At 51.2% G+C, this 19,575-nt stretch carries 17 protein-coding genes; all 17 read right to left on the bottom strand.

The genetic code is table 11. The features are described from left to right. A partial coding sequence (locus tag KTH89_RS18935; protein ID WP_238722743.1) for a leucine-rich repeat domain-containing protein occupies positions 1-2,550 on the bottom strand: 2,550 nt, incomplete at its 3' end. Between the two features lie 663 nt (positions 2,551-3,213). Continuing rightward, on the bottom strand, positions 3,214-5,121 hold the full coding sequence (locus KTH89_RS18940; RefSeq protein WP_238722744.1) for a sensor histidine kinase: 1,908 nt from the start codon (positions 5,119-5,121) through the stop codon (positions 3,214-3,216). Next, positions 5,121-5,798, bottom strand: coding sequence for a response regulator transcription factor (locus tag KTH89_RS18945; protein WP_238722745.1), 678 nt, complete (start codon positions 5,796-5,798; stop codon positions 5,121-5,123). The genes KTH89_RS18940 and KTH89_RS18945 overlap by 1 nt, the downstream gene beginning before the upstream one ends. Continuing rightward, complete coding sequence (locus KTH89_RS18950) at positions 5,791-5,922, bottom strand: helix-turn-helix domain-containing protein (protein ID WP_158346819.1); 132 nt, start codon at positions 5,920-5,922, stop codon at positions 5,791-5,793. The genes KTH89_RS18945 and KTH89_RS18950 overlap by 8 nt, the downstream gene beginning before the upstream one ends. Positions 5,923-6,242: 320 nt before the next feature. Continuing rightward, positions 6,243-6,518 carry a DUF2442 domain-containing protein gene (locus KTH89_RS18955; protein ID WP_238722746.1) on the bottom strand — a complete coding sequence of 92 codons (276 nt, stop codon included), beginning with the start codon at positions 6,516-6,518 and terminating at the stop codon, positions 6,243-6,245. Positions 6,519-6,529: 11 nt separating this feature from the next. Continuing rightward, the gene (locus KTH89_RS25140; protein ID WP_334300829.1) at positions 6,530-6,796 is read right to left on the bottom strand and encodes a DUF4160 domain-containing protein; all 267 of its coding nucleotides are present in this window, start codon (positions 6,794-6,796) and stop codon (positions 6,530-6,532) included. A gap of 114 nt (positions 6,797-6,910) precedes the next feature. Continuing rightward, entirely contained in the window at positions 6,911-7,303 is a 393-nt protein-coding gene (gene rpsI, locus KTH89_RS18965; protein ID WP_158345587.1) for a 30S ribosomal protein S9, read from the bottom strand. A gap of 28 nt (positions 7,304-7,331) precedes the next feature. Further along, positions 7,332-7,760, bottom strand: coding sequence for a 50S ribosomal protein L13 (gene rplM, locus KTH89_RS18970; RefSeq protein WP_158345586.1), 429 nt, complete (start codon positions 7,758-7,760; stop codon positions 7,332-7,334). Between the two features lie 203 nt (positions 7,761-7,963). Further along, positions 7,964-9,337 carry an MATE family efflux transporter gene (locus tag KTH89_RS18975; RefSeq protein ID WP_158345585.1) on the bottom strand — a complete coding sequence of 458 codons (1,374 nt, stop codon included), beginning with the start codon at positions 9,335-9,337 and terminating at the stop codon, positions 7,964-7,966. An 18-nt stretch (positions 9,338-9,355) separates the two neighbouring features. Continuing rightward, positions 9,356-10,096 carry a tRNA pseudouridine(38-40) synthase TruA gene (gene truA / locus KTH89_RS18980; protein WP_238722747.1) on the bottom strand — a complete coding sequence of 247 codons (741 nt, stop codon included), beginning with the start codon at positions 10,094-10,096 and terminating at the stop codon, positions 9,356-9,358. 118 nt (positions 10,097-10,214) lie between these two features. After that, positions 10,215-11,027, bottom strand: a complete 813-nt coding sequence (locus KTH89_RS18985; protein ID WP_158345583.1) for an energy-coupling factor transporter transmembrane component T family protein — start codon at positions 11,025-11,027, stop codon at positions 10,215-10,217. Then, positions 11,024-11,911, bottom strand: a complete 888-nt coding sequence (locus KTH89_RS18990) for an energy-coupling factor transporter ATPase (RefSeq protein ID WP_238722748.1) — start codon at positions 11,909-11,911, stop codon at positions 11,024-11,026. Before KTH89_RS18990 ends, KTH89_RS18985 begins: the two co-directional genes overlap by 4 nt. Next, the gene (locus tag KTH89_RS18995; RefSeq protein WP_275061687.1) at positions 11,899-12,741 is read right to left on the bottom strand and encodes an energy-coupling factor transporter ATPase; all 843 of its coding nucleotides are present in this window, start codon (positions 12,739-12,741) and stop codon (positions 11,899-11,901) included. The genes KTH89_RS18990 and KTH89_RS18995 overlap by 13 nt, the downstream gene beginning before the upstream one ends. A 24-nt stretch (positions 12,742-12,765) precedes the next feature. Further along, positions 12,766-13,269, bottom strand: coding sequence for a GtrA family protein (locus KTH89_RS19000; protein ID WP_158345581.1), 504 nt, complete (start codon positions 13,267-13,269; stop codon positions 12,766-12,768). A gap of 244 nt (positions 13,270-13,513) precedes the next feature. After that, positions 13,514-14,485: a glycoside hydrolase family 43 protein gene (locus tag KTH89_RS19005; protein WP_238722749.1), complete on the bottom strand. Its 972-nt coding sequence runs from the start codon at positions 14,483-14,485 to the stop codon at positions 13,514-13,516. 62 nt (positions 14,486-14,547) lie between these two features. Next, the gene (locus KTH89_RS19010; protein WP_238722750.1) at positions 14,548-16,593 is read right to left on the bottom strand and encodes an RICIN domain-containing protein; all 2,046 of its coding nucleotides are present in this window, start codon (positions 16,591-16,593) and stop codon (positions 14,548-14,550) included. A gap of 577 nt (positions 16,594-17,170) precedes the next feature. Then, entirely contained in the window at positions 17,171-18,157 is a 987-nt protein-coding gene (locus KTH89_RS19015; RefSeq protein ID WP_238722751.1) for a LacI family DNA-binding transcriptional regulator, read from the bottom strand. Between the last annotated feature and the right edge of the window lie 1,418 nt (positions 18,158-19,575).

Genomic DNA, 19,575 nt, shown 5'->3' on the forward strand with positions numbered 1-19,575 from the left:
GCAGCCCTGAAACGCAGAGGATTCGATGGTTTGCAGGCCCTCAGGGAAGCTCAGCTTTGTAAGGTTGTAGCAAGCCACAAACGCATTTCTCCCTATGGTTTTCAGGCTGTCTGGGAAACGCAGTTCTACCAATTTAGTAAGGAAAAAATTAATGTTTTTCCCGTCCTCCACCGTGGTGAAACTGCCCATCCCCGACAGATCCAGCGTCGTCAGGCTGCTCCACTCGCTGTCCTCCGAGTACAGATGTAGCAGATACTCCCAGTTAGAGTCCGTGATCTGCGTCGCGCTGCCGGTAAGCTTAATGGTCGTTATTTTCGTTTTGTCCACACCCACCAGGGCCAGGGCCGCCTCGACAGCGGTTTTCATCTCGTTGTTGGTTATATTCGTGCCGCCGCTGCCGTTGCTGTCGAAGGAGACCGTGAGGGTGTCGGACTGAAGCATCCAGCCGCTGCCAAGATTAATGCTATTTTTCCAGGGATCCGTGTACCTGTTCGCTCCGGCTGGGTAACAGATTACGCCGGCGGGGGCTACATTATCGAAGGCGTAGCTGCCGACAATGGGCGGCGTATCGCCCAGGAAGAGCAGGTAAGAAAGGCTGACGCAGTAGCAAAATGCAGATTCTCCAATGGTTTGCAGGCCCTCAGGGAAGCTCACGCCGGTAAGGTCGCCGCAGGAGGCGAACGCAGAGTCCCCTATGGTTCGCAGGCTCTCAGGGAAGCTCACGCTGGTAAGTCCACAGGACTCAAACGCAGAGTCCCCGATGGCGCTCACTTCATCCGGCACGGTGAAAGCCGTGCCGCTCTTTGCTATAGGATATTGTAGCAGCGTACTCTTGGCTTTATACAGCACGCCGTCTTTACTTGAAAAATTTGGATTATTCGTGTCAACTTCAAAGGCTTCAAGACCGGTGCAGGAGAAAAACGCATTGTCCCCTATGGTTTGCAGGCTCTCCGGAAGACTCACGTTTGTAAGGCCGGCGCAGGAGGCAAACGCACTCTTCCCAATGGTTTGCAGGCCTTTTGGGAAGCTCACGCTTGTAAGGCCGGCGCAGGAGGCAAACGCATCGTCCCCAATGGTTTTAAGTTGTGCATCGGCTGGGAAGGTTACACTTATAAGCCCGCCGCAGTTCTGAAACGCATGCTCCCCTATGGTTTGCAGGCTGGACGGGAAAGCTGCGAAGGTGAATTTTGTAGCTGCGTATTTGCTGTACCCTGCCGCATCCACCTGGATAAGGCTGCCCATCTCCGACAGGTCCAGAGATATCAGGTGGTCCCACCCGCTGTCAGCCGTATGCAGACCCCGCAGATACATCCAGTTATGGTTGGTAATCTGCCTCGCGCTGCCGGTGAGTTTGATGGTGGTTATTTTCGTTTTGTCCATGCGCGCCAGGACCAGGGCTGCTTCGACGGCGGTTTTCATCTCGTTGTCATCCAGGCTATTGCCGCCGCTGCCGTTGCTGTCAAAGAGGACCGTGAGGGTGGCGGGCTGAAGCATCCAGCCGCTGCCGAGGCCAATGCCGTTCTTCCAGGTATCCATGTATCCGTTCGCCCCTTCTGGGTAATAGATAACGCCGGTAGAGCCGACATTATAGAAAGCGTAGTCACCGACAATGGGCGGCGCATCGCCCAGGAAGTCCAAAGAGGAAAGGCTGGTGCAGTCGTAAAACGCAGATTCCCCAATGATTTGGAGGTTCTCCGGGAAGGTGATCTCTTTTAGGCCGGTGCAGTCGAGAAACGCACGTCCCCCAATGGTTTGCAGGCTGTCCGGGAAGGTGGTTTTTTTAAGGGCACGACTACTGCTAAACGCAAATTCTCCAATGGTTTGCAGGCCCTCCGGGAAGTTCACGCCGGAAAGTCTGCAGGAGGCGAACGCCCTATCCTCAATGGCGGTCACGCCGTCCGGCACGGTGAAATCGCCGCTCCTTCCCGGTGGATAAAAGAGCAGGGTTGTCTTGGCTTTGTCGTACAGCACGCCGTCTTTGGTTGTAAAGTACAGATTATTGTCGTTGACTTCAAAGTTTAAAAGACCGCTGCCAGAGTCAAACGCTCCGGGCTTAATGGTTTGGATGCTCTCCGGGAACATCATGCCTGCAAGGCCGGTGCAGGAGGCAAACGCATGATCCCCTATTGTGGTGAGGCCCTTCGGAAGGTTCACACTGGTGAGGCCGGTGCAGTCGTAAAACGCATAGGCCCCTATGGTGGTGAGGCTGGAAGGGAAGTTTACACTCGTCAATTGGAAAATCGTTTTATAGCTGAGTTTCTCGTTCTTCACATTAGTAAGACTGCCCATCCCCGACAGATCCAGTGTGGTCAGACCGCTCCAATCGCTGTTCTCCATGTACAGATTTATCAGATACTTCCAGTTCCAGCCCGTGATCTCCGCCGCGTCGCCGGTGAGCTGGATGGTGGTAAAGTCCGGCTTTTTCCCGCCCGCCTGGTTCAGGGCCGCTTCGACGGCATTTTTCATATCGTTGTCGGTGATACTTGCGCCGCCGCTGCCGTTGCTGCCAAAGGTGACAGCGAGGGTGGTGGATGTTTTAGGGTCTCCCAAGCTGCGGTTTGCCGGTTTGCCCAGGCAGTCGTCCAAGTCTGCTCCGTCCGGTGCACAGACGGGGCAGACGGAGTCGATTACCGCCGGAGTTTCTCCCGCGGCGGGTATGCACTGTGTTTGGCAGATGCACGATTGCGCCGCGTTATCCGCCGTCTCGGGGATGGTTTCAGTTACATCCGTCAGCACGGGCGTTTGCCCGCCGGGCTGCGCCGCAAAGGATTGTATTTGCCCCTCCACGGGAGCCGCCGGGCTCTTTGCCATCGCGCTCACAGGCGGCATTGCGCTCAAAAGCAGCGCCGTGGACAGCAGCACCGCAAGGATCCGTTCTTTGGCCTTCATTCCGGCGGCTTTCTTTTCCATTATTCTTCTCATATTCGTTCCTCCTGTTCGTTTTCCTCGCGGGCCCTGGCCAGCACTTCCACTACCGCTGGGTCCGAGCTGTCGGTATCCTTTATTTGCTGTCTATCTGCTCCGCCTTATTTGGGGCTGCGGCTTCAATTCTGACAAAAAAACATCAGAATTGAAAAACCGCGCTCCCCCTATCAGGGGAACGCGGTTTGAAATCCGTTTCTATGAAGTTGTCCTGAGATTCGTTTTTTCATAAAGACCACTCCTGTACACAAGCAGTATAGCAAAAGAAAAATCAAATTGCAAGGCGTTTTATTAAAATTCCTCTCTGCCCGCGCCGGGGAACGAAAGGGTAAAGCACAGGCCGCCGGAATATGCATTTTGAACCTGTACAAAGCCGCCCATGCCTTCCATCACGGTTTTCACGATGTACAGGCCCATTCCCGTGCCGCTCTTATCGCCGGCAATGTACCCCCGCTCAAAAACGTACGGCAACTGTTCAGGAGGAACGCCGGGGCCGGTGTCGGAGATCGTAAGGGCAACGCACGGGCCGTCCCTGCCCGCCTTCACCCGGATGGCTCCTCCCCTCGGCGTATAGCGCAGGGCATTGTAGATCAGATTATCCAGCACACTCCAAAGCATATTTTCATCGCAGAGGATGTCCCGCTGTGTGTCGGCGCTCACGTCCAACTCCACACCCGCCAGCTCTAACACATCCTCGTATTTATCCTGAATTTTTACCAGGAGGCGCTCTACGGGCAGCGGCGCGATATGATACCGCTGACTGCCTGCGTCCAGGCGGGCCACCGACAGCAAATTGCCCACCAGCCGGGCCATATCCCCCTGGCTGCGCCGGGCGGCGGCCAAAAAATGGCCGCGCCGTGCCTCGTCCTTTACGTCCTTCAGCCGCTCCAGCGCCAGCCCCATAGCCGCCACCGGCGTTTTCAGGTCGTGGGACGCCTGGCTTAAAAATTCTGTTTTCATGCGGTCCAGTTCGGTCATTTCGGATAGCTCGCGCTCGGTGCGGGCATAGCGCACCGCCAGGGCCACCATGTTTGCAAAGATGAACACCAGCATGGCCGGCTGATCAAGGCCGGAGATGCCCGTCTGCACCGCCCGGCTGTGCAGATAAGCCTCCGCCAAAATCGCCGCCAAAAACGCGCAGCCGCCTGCCAGAATCAGCAGGTTTTCCGGGTCCTGGCTGCGGCGCATCCGCATCAGCAGCCGCACGATAATATACAAGCCGTACGGCACGCTCACCGCCTGAAAAACCAGCAGTCCCCATGAGTAAACCGCGGGCTGTGTCGCCAGCACCACCAGGAAAAAAGCGGCGGAAAAGGCCAGGTACACCGCCAGCCCTTTTCTGTGCAGCAGTCCGGGAAACATGCCGGCTATATAGAGGATAAAAGCGGCAATCATCACGATCAAAGCGATGTATTCCAGCTTCATTGCCGCGTACCAATTAAGCGACGGCAGCAGCCGGGTCAAAAATTTCTGGCCCACCAGCAGGCCGTGCAGCGCGATGGCCAGGCAGCTGACGCTGAAAGCCAAAAAGTAGGGACGCCGTTGGAAAAAGAGCCACATGCCCAAATAGAACACAAAGAGGGTCAGCATACAGCCGGCGATCATGCAGGCCCTAAACAGCAGGCTTTGCTCCATGCGGATGATGTTGCCGTACTCCGAAACGTACAGCGGATAAGCTTCGCCGCCGCCCCGGTAAACGAAGTTGGCATACTGCAAGACGATTTCCGTTTCCCCGCTTTGCGGGGTGAACACGCACAAGACTGTCCGGGCGGCGGGAGATGTGGAGGCGGCGTTCTCGCCGGGCCAGCCCACCGCCTCCTGCTCCGCGCCGTCAATCCACAGCCGCTGCGCAAAATTGACCGCCATCGCACGCAGGGCATAGGTCCTGCCGGCCTCCAGACAAAGCGTGATCCGATAGGTGCCGAACTGCACCTGGGATTTGTCCGCGTCGGTGAAGGAGCGGGGCGCAGGGGCGTTTTCAAACTCACCTGGGGCGAGATGCAGGTTGGGGTAATACGTCATCCCTTCCGGCTGCACCGCCGCGATCTGTGTATGCAGGTCAAGGCCGGTCAAATCCGCCGAACCTCCGGCTATGGGAACGGAAACCGCGCCGCTGCCTGTAAACCACATCAGCATCACCGCCACCAGCACCACAGCGGCAAAAAAGAGGCTCATGCCCAGAGCGTTCCGTTTCATCATCAGTCGCCTTCCCCTTCCCCGGCGTCCAGCCGGTAGCCCTGGCCATAAACACTGGTGATCCGGCCGATGTGTGAACAGGCAAAGTCCGTCTTGCGCCGCAGATTGCGCACCAGGCTTTGCAGCCGGTTTTCGTCGGCAGCTTCTCCCGGCCACAGGGCGGCGCAGAGGCTTTCCTTTGACAGTGTTTTGTCCGGCCGCGAAAGCAGCAGACAGAGCAGGGCCATCTCCTTTTTCGAGAGGATGGCGCTGTGTTCATGGAGCCGCACAATACGACGCTCCCGGTCGATAAAAAAGTCCGGGGCGGGGGCGGCCTCTTTCTCTTTGCGCCGGACGCAGGCAACCACCTGGGCGTGCAGCTCCCGCAGATCGTAGGGCTTCACCATGTACGCGTCACCGCCCAGCATCAGGCCCCGTACCTTGTCGTCCGGCTGGTCGAGGCAGGAGAGAAAGATCACCGGCGTGCTGGTCTTTTCCCGGATGAACTTGCAGACCTCGTAGCCGTCCATGCCGGGCATCATCACATCCAGCACAATGCAGTCGAAACTGTGTGTTTGCAGCAGCAGGGCCGCCGCCTCACCGCTGATGCAGGCCGTGGCGTGAAAGCCCTGGTCTTCGAAATAGGAGCGGTTGGCTTCCAGAATATCCGGGTTGTCGTCGACAAAGAGAAGGTCACTCATGGCACACCTCCAGAATATCCCCGATGCCGCAGTGCAACGCCCCGCAGATGTTCACCAGTGTTTGCAGCGATACCATTTCATTTTTCCCCAGCTTTGTAACGAAGCTGTGACTGACTGCCGCCATATTCCATCCCTCCCCGGTTGTTTTCCTTATGATACCACAAACTTGCGTGAAACAAAATGATAATCAAAATGAAAATCCTTGTTTTTATAGGGATAGCGGCTTAGCTCCACATTTTTTCAAGCTATTTAATAACTAATCAAAGTATAAAGAAACCCCTGAAAACGTTACATTTTCAGGGGTTCTGATGATTCTCTTATAGAGTTTCTTATTATCTCTTGAAAACTACGAATCCACAAAACAGGGAACTTTTTAGCCATTTGTCAGTTACGTGTTAGTTACCTATAGACTTTATATATGCTCGATCTGTCTCTAACCATATTTCATGCTATTTTTTCCTTCACTAATGGCAATTCATATAATGTATCCGGGTCAATATCCAAACACACCGTATTATCTCTGTTTTTGCCTATGTCCCATGCAAGGGTATCATTCATCACTGTACAGGTATCCATAAAAACATTAATATCTTTCAGCTGGCGAAATGCCTCTTTCTCAATCATTGGGGACATATCATAACATACAATTTTTCCATCTTCAAAATATACATACACCGAATAATCTTTCATTGGTATCACCTGTACCACCTTAGGAAACATATTATCACCTCCTAAATTAAAGGATTAATTCTATTCATCGGTTTCCCGTCTTTCGACAATTCCCAATTCTGCATCAGTTCATCCTGATACAAAACACACCATGCTAAAATTAACTTTAATTGCTTTGACGGCAGAGCGCCTTTTATTACTCTTACTCCATCTATTTCGACTATTGCTTTATGTCCATTATACTCTGCATGAAAATGGGGCAACCCTAATTCCATAAAATAATGATATTTCCGGCATAATAAATTCCTCCGCATTTCATTCTTTTTCATATATAGCGTAGAGACTAATTAATCTCTATGATATATATTATACCACAGCTATCCCATCAAAAAAAGCCCACAAACTCGACGTTTGTGGGCTTTCCATATACTGTAAATATATGCCTATCTCTTGCTGAACTGCGGAGCTCTACGGGCTGCTTTGAGACCGTACTTCTTACGCTCTTTCATTCTCGGATCTCTGGTTAAGTATCCGGCTTTTTTCAGGATCGGACGATACTCCGGATCTGCCTGAAGCAGTGCTCTTGCGATACCATGACGGATCGCTCCTGCCTGTCCAGTGAATCCGCCGCCGCGTACATTTACCAGCACGTCAAACTTATCTGCTGTCTCAGTCGCGGTCAGAGGCTGACGAACGATAACCTTTAAGGTTTCCATTCCCAGATACTCGTCGATGCTTCTTTTATTTATTGTAATATTACCGGTTCCAGGTACTAAATATACTCTGGCAATCGATTTTTTTCTTCTTCCGGTTCCATAATATCTTGCTTTCGCCACTGTAATTTACCTCCTTATCGTACCTTTCTTAAAATGTTAATACTTCGGGCTTCTGAGCCTCATGTCCGTGCTCTGCGCCTGCGTATACATGAAGTTTCTTATACATTTGCCTTCCCAAAGGTCCTTTCGGAAGCATGCCTTTTACAGCCAATTCCACAACTTTTTCCGGTTTTTTGTCCATCATCTCTTTTAAGGTGGTTTCTTTCATACCGCCTACATAATCGGAATGATGATAATAGATTTTCTGATCCATTTTCTTGCCGGTAACTTTGATCTTGTCGGCATTGACTACGATTACGTAATCACCGGTATCCACGTGAGGAGTGAAGATCGGTTTATTCTTACCTCTTAAAACTTTTGCTACTTCTGATGCCAAGCGGCCTAATGTATGTCCAGTAGCGTCAACTACATACCATTTTCTTTCCACTGTTGCCGGACTAGCCATGTAACTCTTCATTGGTTTTCCTCCTTAAATCTCAGTTTCCTTCATATGGAAAATGCCTGTTACCGGGGCTTGGATGCAGACATTTACGCACTTCGTCACATTGAGTTATTATATTATACTGATCCGTGTGTGTCAAGTGCATTTTCCGATTTTTTCTAAATTTACCATCTAAACATTTACCTTCTAAGAATCTAAGTTCATAATACACGGTTAACTTAGATCGCTTTCTCCCGCCATTTCCCGCGGCAGTAGAAAAACCAGGTGATGACCGCTCCCAGCAGCCAGGATATCAGCAGGGAAATATATACGCATTCCTGCCTGCCGTTAGGCAGCTCAGGGGTTCTGGTGAGAAAAGCGATTCCGTAGGCAATAGGGACCCGGATTATGATGGTGGTGACGACCGATATCCACATGGGGGTCATAGTGTCGCCGGCTCCTCTCATGACACCGGAAAGGCTCTGGGTGACCGCCATGGCGATGTAACCCACTGCCAGGATCTGCATCATGCGCATGCTAAGAGTCACCAGATCAGGGGTGTTGGTGAAAATCCCCATCAGATGACGGCCGAACAGGAGGATCAAGAGGGTTATGGCTGTAGAGGTAATGACGGCCATGACGGTGCCCTGCTTGGCTCCGGTATGTACATTGTCATAGCGCCGGGCGCCCACGTTTTGTCCCGTGTAGGTGGTCATGGCTGTTCCGAAGGAGAAGTTGGGCAGCATTGCGAAGCCGTCAACCCGCATGACCATAACGTTGGCCGCGATGAACATTTCCCCGTAACTGTTGGTCAGGGACTGGACTACGATCATAGCCATGGACATGATCGCCTGCGTGATTCCGGAAGGAAGGCCCAGTCTCACGATAGCCGCGGAGTGCTTTTTATGGAGCTTCATATAACTTGGCTTCAGATCAAATACATCGGTCATTCGGGACAGCTTAATATAACACAGGATCGCGGATACCGCCTGGGCGATGATGGTAGCCAGGGCTACCCCCGAAACGCCCATATGGAAATAGATCACGAACACCAGATCCAGGATAATATTTAAGATGCAGGATATGATCAGGTATAACAGGGCGGAGACGGAATCCCCAAGGCCCCGGAGAATACCGCTTAATATGTTGTAAAAGGCCAGCCCGGCAACTCCCAGAAAGAGAATTCTTAAATAGGAGGTGCACCAGTCTATAATGCTGTCGGGAGTATTGAGAAGCTGTAACAAGGGCCTGGAGGCCAGCGTGGCAACGATCATAACGAAGACCGACGCCAGGGCAGTCAGCACGAGGCAGTTTCCAATGGTGCTGGATAATTCTTCCCGCTTTTTCGCGCCGAAATATTGGGACACCATGATTCCGGCTCCCACGCTGATTCCGATAAAAAGCACGATTAACAGATTCAAAATGGGCCCTGCACTGCCAACGGCAGCCAGAGCGTTATCTCCCACATAATTGCCGACCACCACACTGTCTACGGTGTTGTATAGCTGCTGGGCTATATTTCCGATCAGCATGGGGACTGTAAAAAATAAAATCTTATGCCATGGGATACCCTCCGTCATATCCACGGCTCCGAACATCTTTTTCAGATTCATAAAACCCCTCCCCGAGTTTTAAAGATATTGAATCCCCATCAGAGTCAAACCTTTGGCCGGAGCGGTGGGCCCCGCCTTGGATCTGTCACAGGCCGCTAATATATCCTGGACCTGCTCCGGCGGCAGGCTTCCCCTGCCCGCTTCCATCAGCGTCCCGGCTATGATACGGACCATATTATAGAGAAATCCATTTCCTTTCAGACGGATCGTAATCATTCCGCTCTCTTCTGCCTGTACCGCGGCCTCATAGATCGTGCGCACCGTAGACTGAACCTGGGCGCCGGCACTGCAGAAGCTGGCAAAATCATGTTCCCCTGTCAGATATTTGGCCGCTTCCGCCATCTTAGAGTCATCCAAAGACCAATAGACATGATGGCTGTACAGCCTTACGACCGGGTTCGGAAAAGGCCGGTTGTAGATCCGGTATTCATATGTTTTTATGGTGTTCTGATACCGGGGATGCCAGTCGGACGACACCTGGCAGGAATGCTGTATCCGAATATCTTCCGGAAGGCGGACGTTTAAGGCGTAGGAAATCTTCTCCGCCGGTATCCTGGTGTCGGTGTCAAAAACCGCTACATTTCCCAGCGCGTGTACTCCCGCATCGGTGCGGCTGGCGCCGATTAATTCTACTTCTTCCTGCAACAGAGCGGTCAGGCATTTTTTCAGTTCCCCCTCTATCGTGGACGCGTTGTTCTGGATCTGAAATCCGCTGTAGTTCGTCCCGTCATAGGCGACGGTTAGTTTGATTCTTTTCATATACTCACCTGAAAAATGGGTATTCCCTGATTCGGGTTTCCATTAGAATTATAATAGCTATGCTGCTATAGTGGATGATCCTGTATCTACCGATCCAGCTTTGTATATCTACCCGGCTTTATACAATGATCCAGAATTGCTTAGCCGCCAGAATCGCCGCCAGATAGATCAGCAGGAACACAAACGCGCCTGCATCATTTTTTCCATAATGCAGCGGTTTCATCTTCGTTCTTCCCTCCCCGCCGTGATAGCATCTGGCTTCCATCGCCATGGCCAGATCGTCGGCCCGGCGGAACGCGGAGATAAACAGCGGCACCAGAAGCGGCACCATGTTCTTTGCCTTCTGTATCAGATTCCCATTTTCAAAATCCGCGCCCCTGGCAATCTGCGCTTTCATAATTTTATCGGTTTCTTCCAGCAGAATCGGTATAAACCGGAGGGCAATGGACATCATCATGGCGATCTCATGCACGGGAATATGAATTTTCTTCAAAGGGCCCAGCACGCTCTCCAGCCCGTCTGTCAGGTCGTTGGGCGTAGTCGTCAAGGTCATAACCGAGGACCCGATCACCAGATACGTTAGCCGCACCGCCATGAAGGCGGCGGTATAGAGGCCCTGATCCGTAATCCGGATGAACCATTTGTCAAACAGGACGTTGCCGTCCCGGATCAGCAGCACGTTGAACAGCATGGCAATGATCAGGATCAGCAGAATGGCCTTAAGTCCCCGCACCATGAATTTAAAGGGTACCTTCGAGAGACGGATGACGGTCACCAGAAAGGCCGTAGCCACCAGGTAGCCGGCGATGCTTTTAAACAGGAACAAAGAGATGATAAACGTCAGCGTACCGATCAGCTTTGTCCTGGGGTCCAGCCGGTGAATCGGGGAATCCACCGGATAATATTGTCCTATCGTTATATCCCTAATCATACATTCTCACACCTATTCCCTGCGCTGTCATGCTTTTTCTTCCAGGCGCTTACAATCGCTTCCTTTGCCTCCTCCACCGTGGTGGCGTCAGTGTCCACATCCATTCCCCGCTCTTTCAAACGGTGCATGATATAGGTCACCTGAGGCGCGGCCAGACCGACCTGCTCCAGCTCTTTGTAATGCCGGAACACTTCCTTTGGCGCTGCGTCGAACATGACGGCTCCCTGATTCATCACAATGATTCTGTCCACATACTTTGCGATATCTTCCATGCTGTGGGATACTAAAATAACCGTCAATCCGCTCTCCTGATGCAGCTTTGCGATCTGATCCAGGATATCATCCCGGCCTTTCGGATCCAGCCCGGCGGTAGGCTCATCCAGGATCAGCACTTCCGGTTTCATCGCCAGCACTCCCGCGATCGCCACCCGGCGCTTCTGTCCCCCGGAAAGTTCAAAGGGGGAGTGCCCGTAGAATTCCTCCGATACCCCTACCATCCTCAGCGCTTCCCTGGCGCGTTTCTCGGCTTCCTCACGGGTTAAACCCTGATTTTTGGGCCCGTAGCAGACATCGCTCAGCACATCGATCTCGAACAGCTGATGCTCCGGGTACTGAAAGACCAGACCAACCTGGCTGCGCAGCTCCTTCATATTATAATGCGCTCCATAGATATCCTGGCCCTGAAAATAGATATGGCCGCTGGTAGCCCGGATCAACCCGTTCAGATGCTGGATCAGCGTGGATTTTCCGGAACCGGTATGGCCGATCAGGCCCACGAACTGCCCTTTCGGAATCTCCAGGCTGACGTCTTTGAGCGCCTGGATCTCATAGGCAGTTTCCGCACCGTATATATAATTGACATGTTCTACTTTTAAGACTGACATAAAGCATTCACCAACTCATCGATTGAGAGAATTCCATCCGGCAGCGGAATCCCTTCTTTTTTCAGCTCATGTGCCAGCAGGGTCACCTGCGGCACGTCCAGCCGGTACTGTTTCAATTCGTCCACCCTGCTGAAGATTTCCCTGGGCGTTCCACGCATGACGATTTTTCCCTCGTCCATCACCACCACTTTATCGGCGTATACCACTTCTTCCATATAATGGGTGATCAGCAGTACGGTCACATCCTCCACCTGATTTAACGCCCGGATCGTGCGGATCACTTCTTTTCGTCCGTTGGGGTCCAGCATGGCCGTCGGCTCGTCCAGAATAATACACTTAGGATGCATGGCCACGACTCCGGCGATAGCCACCCGCTGTTTCTGGCCGCCGGACAGCTTGTTCGGCGAGTGGTGGCGGTAGGCGGTCATGCCTACTGCTTTCAGGCTCTCATCCACCCGCTCCCAGATCTCCTTTGTGGGCACACCCATATTTTCCGGGCCAAATCCCACGTCTTCTTCCACAATGGTTCCGATGATCTGATTGTCCGGATTCTGAAACACCATACCGGCCGACTGGCGGATATCCCACAGATGCCCTTCGTCCCTGGTATCCATGTCCCCGATCCAGACCGTGCCTTCCGAGGGCACCAGAATCGCGTTGATATGCTTGGCCAGTGTGGATTTCCCGGAACCGTTATGGCCCAGGATCGCTACGAAATCCCCTTTTTCCACATCCAAATCCACGTGGTCTACGGCCCGGTCTACCTCTTCGACGTTTCCCTCTTCGTCCCGTTTAATATAATCATATACTAATTTTGCAGTCCGAATCATACCCACCTGTATCACCGTTCTTTCTTAGCTATGCTTCTTCTTTCCTTTAAAAGCCCAGAATTTATTCAGTATAAAATTAATGGGCGTTGTTACCACGACCGTTATGATCGGTCCCAGGAACTCCGGCACATGCAGCAGATCCACCCACAGGAACAGGAGTACCGCGGAGACCACATAAGAAAATGCGTAGGAGGCGTACACCTTCGCCAGCGCCTGCCACATGCTGCGCTCTTCTTCCTCTTTCTTTTCAAACACCAGCCGGTTATTCCAGAAGAAAGAATTCAGGATTCCCAGCATGTAACCGATCAGATTGCTGACCTGATAATGGATTCCCAGGGAAACCCCTATTAAAAATATGACATACGAGACAACCGTGTTGCTGAGCCCCACAATTGAGAATTTTACAAATTGCATAAATGCGTTCCACTGCCCGTCCGAGATTTCCTTGTGGAACAGCCTCAAAAACCAGGTGATGATAATACGCATCAAATGTTCCAGCCAGTGCCAGAAACGTTTTAATATTTCCATTCTTTTTGAACTCCTACATTATTATGAATAAGAGTTTCGCTTGCGAAACTCAAAAAAAATTTACCTTACCTATCATACACTATCCTTTCCAATATGGCAACGGAGAAATCCATGCACTGAGATTAAGAAACCGAAAGGCAAGTGATTCAATACAATATAATAGCACCTTCGGCTTCCGTCTCTTTGACAGGAATCGAAGGTGCTGTTGCAGATTCATTTCTGTGGCAGCCGGTGAATCCGGCTGTTACGGTGCAGGTGTAAACACAGGATATCCCCGATCATCCCACTTCACTTTCATCAGATAGGCATGGCGGTTGGGATCATACAGCGGATCTCCCACTATATCCCGGTAGGGCCTGGCATGATATACGCAGATATCGGCATTTCCCGTCTCATCCACAGTAAAGCTGTTATGTCCCGGCCCGTATATGCCTGCCTCCTCCTGTGTCAGGAAGACCGGTTGTCTTGATTTTTCCCAGTTTTCCGGGTCCAGAAGATCCTGGTCCTCCCCGATACTCAACAGACCCATGCAGTAGCAGGCTCCGGTAGCGCTGGCCGAGTAGGTGAGAAACAGCCTTTCTCCATGCCGGATCACAGCGGGACCTTCATTGACCCAGAAATCCTCCCGCTCCCAGTTATAATCGGGAGAACTTAAAAGAACCTGCTGGGTCCCCAGTTTCCACGGAGTCTCCATTTCCGCTATGTACAGATTTGAGATCTTCTTCCCGACACTCACCTTTTCCGCCCATACCGCATATAGCTTTTCCCGATGGGTGAAAACCGTCATATCCAGAGAAAAATCCTGAAAGGTAAATTCATCATAGGGCTGTACCTGGCCCAATTCCTCCCAGCGTCCGGTCATCGGGTCTTCACCGGTGCATCTTATCACGTAAGGACGTATGGCCCAGATATCCTCGACCGCGCCGGCCGCAAAATAAATATACCAGGCATTATTAAGATAATGCAGCTCGGGGGCCCAGATATGGCAGCTCATAATTCCGCTCTCATGCCTGCGCCACAGGACCGCCTCCTCCGCATCCGCCAGTTCCTGCAGGCTTTTTCCTCGCCTGAGAATAATTCTGTCATACTCCGGCACCGATGCGGTAAAATAATACATGCCGTCCGTATGCCGGTAGACATAGGGGTCTGCCCGCTGCATAATCCATGGCTGTACAGCGCATGTTTTTTTTGTATTCGTCTGATTTTGGTATAACATCGCTTTCCTCCTAAATGCTTCGAACTTTCCCTCTATCTTAGACTCCCCCGATATTACAAATACTAACGCGTGCTTTCTTTTACCAGAGTCCATTTCTGGCAGTCGTAACCGGTATCTCCCCACTGTCCGGCTTCGGCTCCCAACTCGGTGGAATTCCCGGCGATTTCCAACAGTTTCTGGCTGTTCTGGTTTTTGATGTAGAAATAACCGCCGGACACCTCTTCAAAGGACCAGATCTGCGTCGGGCTGCCGCTGTACGTGTATTGTACCGCCTTTGCTCCGTCGGCCGTGGAGGCATTCTGAATCTGGCAGTATTTACCGCTGTTCCGGTTCATCAGAGTGCTGCCGCTGCCGGACGCTTTGATTTCCCAGAGCTGGCAGGGATATACGGTCTTGGAATACTGGCCTAACACCGCGTTGTCCGCGGTTCCCATACTGGGGGTCTCCAGATACATCCCGCTGTTTTTATTTTTAATCATAAAATCACGGTTCAGATCCGTCCCTGCTTTGCCAACCATGATACAGTCCAGTTCCGCGTAAGTTCCGTTGAAGCTCAATTGGATGGTATTATTGCCGGCATTCAAGGGACAATTAAAAGAGGCCCACTGATACCGGTTCCAGTCCGCAGTCGCCGGATAAGTTACGGTGGAACTGCTGCCGCCGTTCACCGATACTTTATGGCTGCTGTTACCTCCTGTCCCGTTATTATAGCGCACATAGACCGTATAGGTTCCGCTTTCCGGAACAACCACCTTATCAAACAGTACCTTGCTGTCGGAATAGTTAATATATCCCACTTCATATCCGCCGGAGGAATCATAACATTCGATAGTCTGTACATTGGTCAGATTTGCATTCTCCGCTTCATATAACGCGTAGGTCAGCGGCAGCGTCCCGAACCGGACATCAATTCCCGATCCGTCGGGACTTAGTATGTTGGCCGACTCATATAATACCGTGTCATCCACATTTGTTTCAATACACTGGCTGAACGCATCCAGATACTGGATTCCTTCCGCATCCCAGGTCAGCGGCTGCGGGTATCTCTCCCACGGTCCCTCTCCCAGATTATAGTTGACGAAGAAATTCTGACCACCCTCCTGGATATCGCCGTTCTTATTGATCGCCCATTTGGAGCCGACGATGACCATTCCGTTGGGGCCGCCCGCGTTTACCCATTTCACATAGGGGGAGGAGCCCAGGCACAGGCCATCCTCCGTCTCCAGTAAAGTCCCCACATCCGATGGATTCCAGGCCAGTCCGTCGTCGGAAGTTTTGTAATACACGATGGAACTGTTCTGGCTCAGGCTTGGTTTATTTACCACCTCATAGGTAGCGATATACTTTCCGTTCGGCATCTGATCTACCGTAACCATACCGGGACGGTCGTTCTGGTTCCCCACAGCCACGATATTCTTAAGTTCGCTCCAGTTCGTCCCATCAGAGGTATACCTAAGGCTCAGGGCCTGCAGGACTCCATTGGCCTTCTGACGCTCATCGGAATACGCGCAGACCAGATGTCCGTAGGCGTCCATATACAGAAACGGTTCCCAGACAGTCGTAGTGGTTGAGGTCGGAGACGGATCATAGTCAAAGGGACCTCCGGTATCCACTGTGCTCACATAGTCCCAGGAGCTTCCCTGGTTCGCGCTCTTATAGATCACGATTCTGGAGGAAGACTGATCATCCGGAACCAGGTTCCCGGCCAGCAGGACCGTTCCCTTCGGCAGATTACCGACTGCCTGCGGAAGCTCGAACAGCATAGGCTGCGCCTTTCTGTTGGTGCCGAACACGGTATCCTTCACATCCGAGACATGGGACCAGGTATTCCCATTATCCGTACTCCGGTAAATCGGCCATACCTGCTCGCCGTCTACCCAGGAATGCTGATCGCAGGTCATCAGCAGCGTTCCGTTCGCATTTCCGCTGTTCTTCAGGCACAAAATTCTGGTATAGGTAATTGCCTGTTCTTCAAAAGCTGTCTGAAAAGAGATACTCATTGCCGCTGTTCCATTGCCCGTCATCTGAGCCAATGCCGTGACTGAGCTGCCAAAGACCATAGCAGCCGTCAATAATAACGCAAGAATCTTTTTTAATCTTTTGTTCATTATTACCCCTCCTGAATTGTTTTGCGTACACGTGTCCACTAGCTATATTATAGTCTTTGCGCAACTTTCTGTCAATCTGAATGCCTTGTTTTTGGCATAGGCATATTTACCAATCTTTCCGGAGCCAAGCTCACAGATCTCACAATAGCCGGGCTTTTACGGCCCTTTTTTTCTGATACGTGTCGAAATATGTAGAAGGGTTCCTTCCGCAAAAGATCCTACTTCTGCCATCAAGCAGAACGGTCGAAAGATCAATTAAGCAGAACGGTCGAAAGATCAATTACTATGATTTTCTGACCCGTATGGAGTATGAGGACTGCAATCAAGCAATCAGACGGATCGTGCCAAAGATCGATAAGGAAAAAATCCGTGCATTTCTTAGGGAAGTCCCGTATATCTGCGAACTGCAAAAGGAATTTTATGGCCGGTATATCGAAGCGCGACGCGATAAAATTCTAAAGCCTGTATTTGATATGATTTCCTCATAAGAACGGGAAACAGTCGCTTTGACCATAGGAAGGATCAAAGAGAAACGGCGGCTTAGATTTCAGAGCCGCCGTTTCCTAATTATCATATACTATAATGTTTCCCCATCCACAGGGATATAATCCACGATCCTCTCGGCGGGCACCTCTTCCTCATCCATCAGCGCGAACAGAAGATCCACCGCGTTCCTGGCCACTTCTTCCACAGAATTATAAATCGTGCAAAGCTTCGGAGAAATATACCGCAAAATATCAATATTATCGAATCCCATAATACCGTAATCCCGCTGCACCTTTTTTCCCCGCTCCCGGAGATACTGCATAATCTCTAAGGCAAATATATCGGCTGTGCAGAAAAATGCGGTTCTTCCCCCCGCTTCCTCAAGCTCCTGAAACGCCTTTTTTGCATAATCCCAGCCATCAATGATCACGCTTTTTACGTCGGGATGTTTTCGCATTGCCTTTGTAAACCCGGCCGCCCTCTCCTCATGGACATATACATTTTCTCTGGCGGCATCCGCAAGCGGCGGACATACTAACACCACTTTCTCATACCCTTTTTCAATGATCTGTTCCGCGGCCTCATAAGTTGCCTTTTTCCCATTGATCCCCACAAAAGGCAGATCCTTGGCCACCTTATTATCAATCGTAACCACCGGCGTATTCAACCCTCTGAGAAATTTCCGGTATTCCGTACCTTTGCGTATGGAAGATAAGATAATTCCATCCACCCGGTAATCCACCAATCTGCAGAGCTGTTCCTTCTCAATATCCGCATTATTCTCATGGAATGTAATATTAACAGAATACCCCTTTTTTCTCGCTTCCCGCACAATCGCGTTCAACATCTGCGAGAAATAGCGGTTGTCCGAGTCCATAATCACGACTCCGATATAAAACGTCTTCCCGGTCACAAGTCCTCTGGCCAGCAGATCCGGCCGGAAATCATACTCCTTGGCCTTTTTCAGAATCATCTCTTTCGTCTCCGGATTAATCCTCCCGGTATTATATAAAGCCCGGTGCACCGTTGTCCTGGACACCCCGCACAGTTCCGCCAGTTCTTTCGATGTGATTCCCATATCTCCTCCACACACCTTTACTCATTTTTTCTTACAACCCTGTCTCTTCATCCGCTAGCTTTCAATAGCTTCCAACATACACATGATACTTTTCCCCTATTATAGTCCTTTCTTCCGGTGGTTGTCCAGAAATATTGCTTGGGGACTGGGGTGGGGTGGGGCCGGGAGGAGAGGGCGGCGGCGTGATCCGGGGCGGGACGGCAGCTCTTGCGGGGGCAAATCGCATCGGCCGCGCCTAAGAACGGGTAACTCCGAAGAGGGCGAAACCTCCGATTAGCAGAACCCGGGGCAAACTCGCCATAAAACGGCTCAGACAGTGCCCCGGGTTCTGCGAGGTTTCGTCCTCTTCTGCGTAACCCGTTCTAAGGCACGGCCTCAAGCGATTTGCCCCCGCAAGAGCTGCCGTCCCGCCCCGGATCACGCCGCCGCCCTCTCCTCCCTACTCTATTACAGGCCAGGTTCCATGGTCTGTGAGATCAGGTATTGGGACTTATGATGATAGACTGAAATTCGGACTTATGATGGCAACTATAATAGTATTAGCTACGGTGCTATGTAATTCGTGGTTTACGAGAAATACCGGCTTGCTGTTATGGGGCATAATGAAAACCCGCCACAGTGGGCGGGTCAATAGATATAGCGACTTAGTGTTTTACTATGATTACTTTAACATTTCCTGCATTTTCAATATCTCGTCTAAATTCTTCCCCGTTTTGAATGAAGCCCAAATCGTATATAACAAATAATTGTCGTTCATATTGTTTACTATAAGCTGTAATATCTGCGCTTATTTCTTCAATCACTTTTGATTTTCTACCTTCCCGCAGAAGTTTTTACCTCAATGCACAATCGTAATTTAGGAATAATGAAATCTGGTATGTAGTCTCTTCCAGAAATTCAAATTTCCCCGTTTTCCTGTCATAATCGGTTCCTTTATTTAAACCTCGCCCTAGCAATAAAGACTCAATGATATTTTGAACCTCTCTCTTTCTGGGGTTTCTCAAATATTACCGTACGCAACCGAGAATGCAAAAAATTTTCAAGATTATCATTTTCAAGATTATCAAATTCATCATCCGCAAAACTACGCTAGCCTCTAAGCTTGAATAGAGCATTTAGCAGCGGGAACTCAACCGCTTGTGGCCGGGCTTTAGGGTCGGGGCTCCGAAGCGGACGAAACCTCGCAGAAGCCGGGACGGTTCCTCGGGGGTGGGTATGTCTGCCGCTTCCGGCTGGTATCCGTGGGCGGTATCCGGGGATGCTCCCGGCCGCCGGGGTCTTTGGTGTCTCCCTGGGAGCGCATAGGGCGGCTGTGCATACGCTTAGTGGAATCGGAAAGCCGGGTTCAGGATGACCGGCGGACTTCACGTCCGACGGGCAAGAGCCTCTGAACCGGGAACACATCACGTGTTCCTGGT

Source organism: Diplocloster agilis, assembly GCF_019042275.1.
GTDB lineage: Bacteria > Bacillota > Clostridia > Lachnospirales > Lachnospiraceae > Diplocloster > Diplocloster agilis.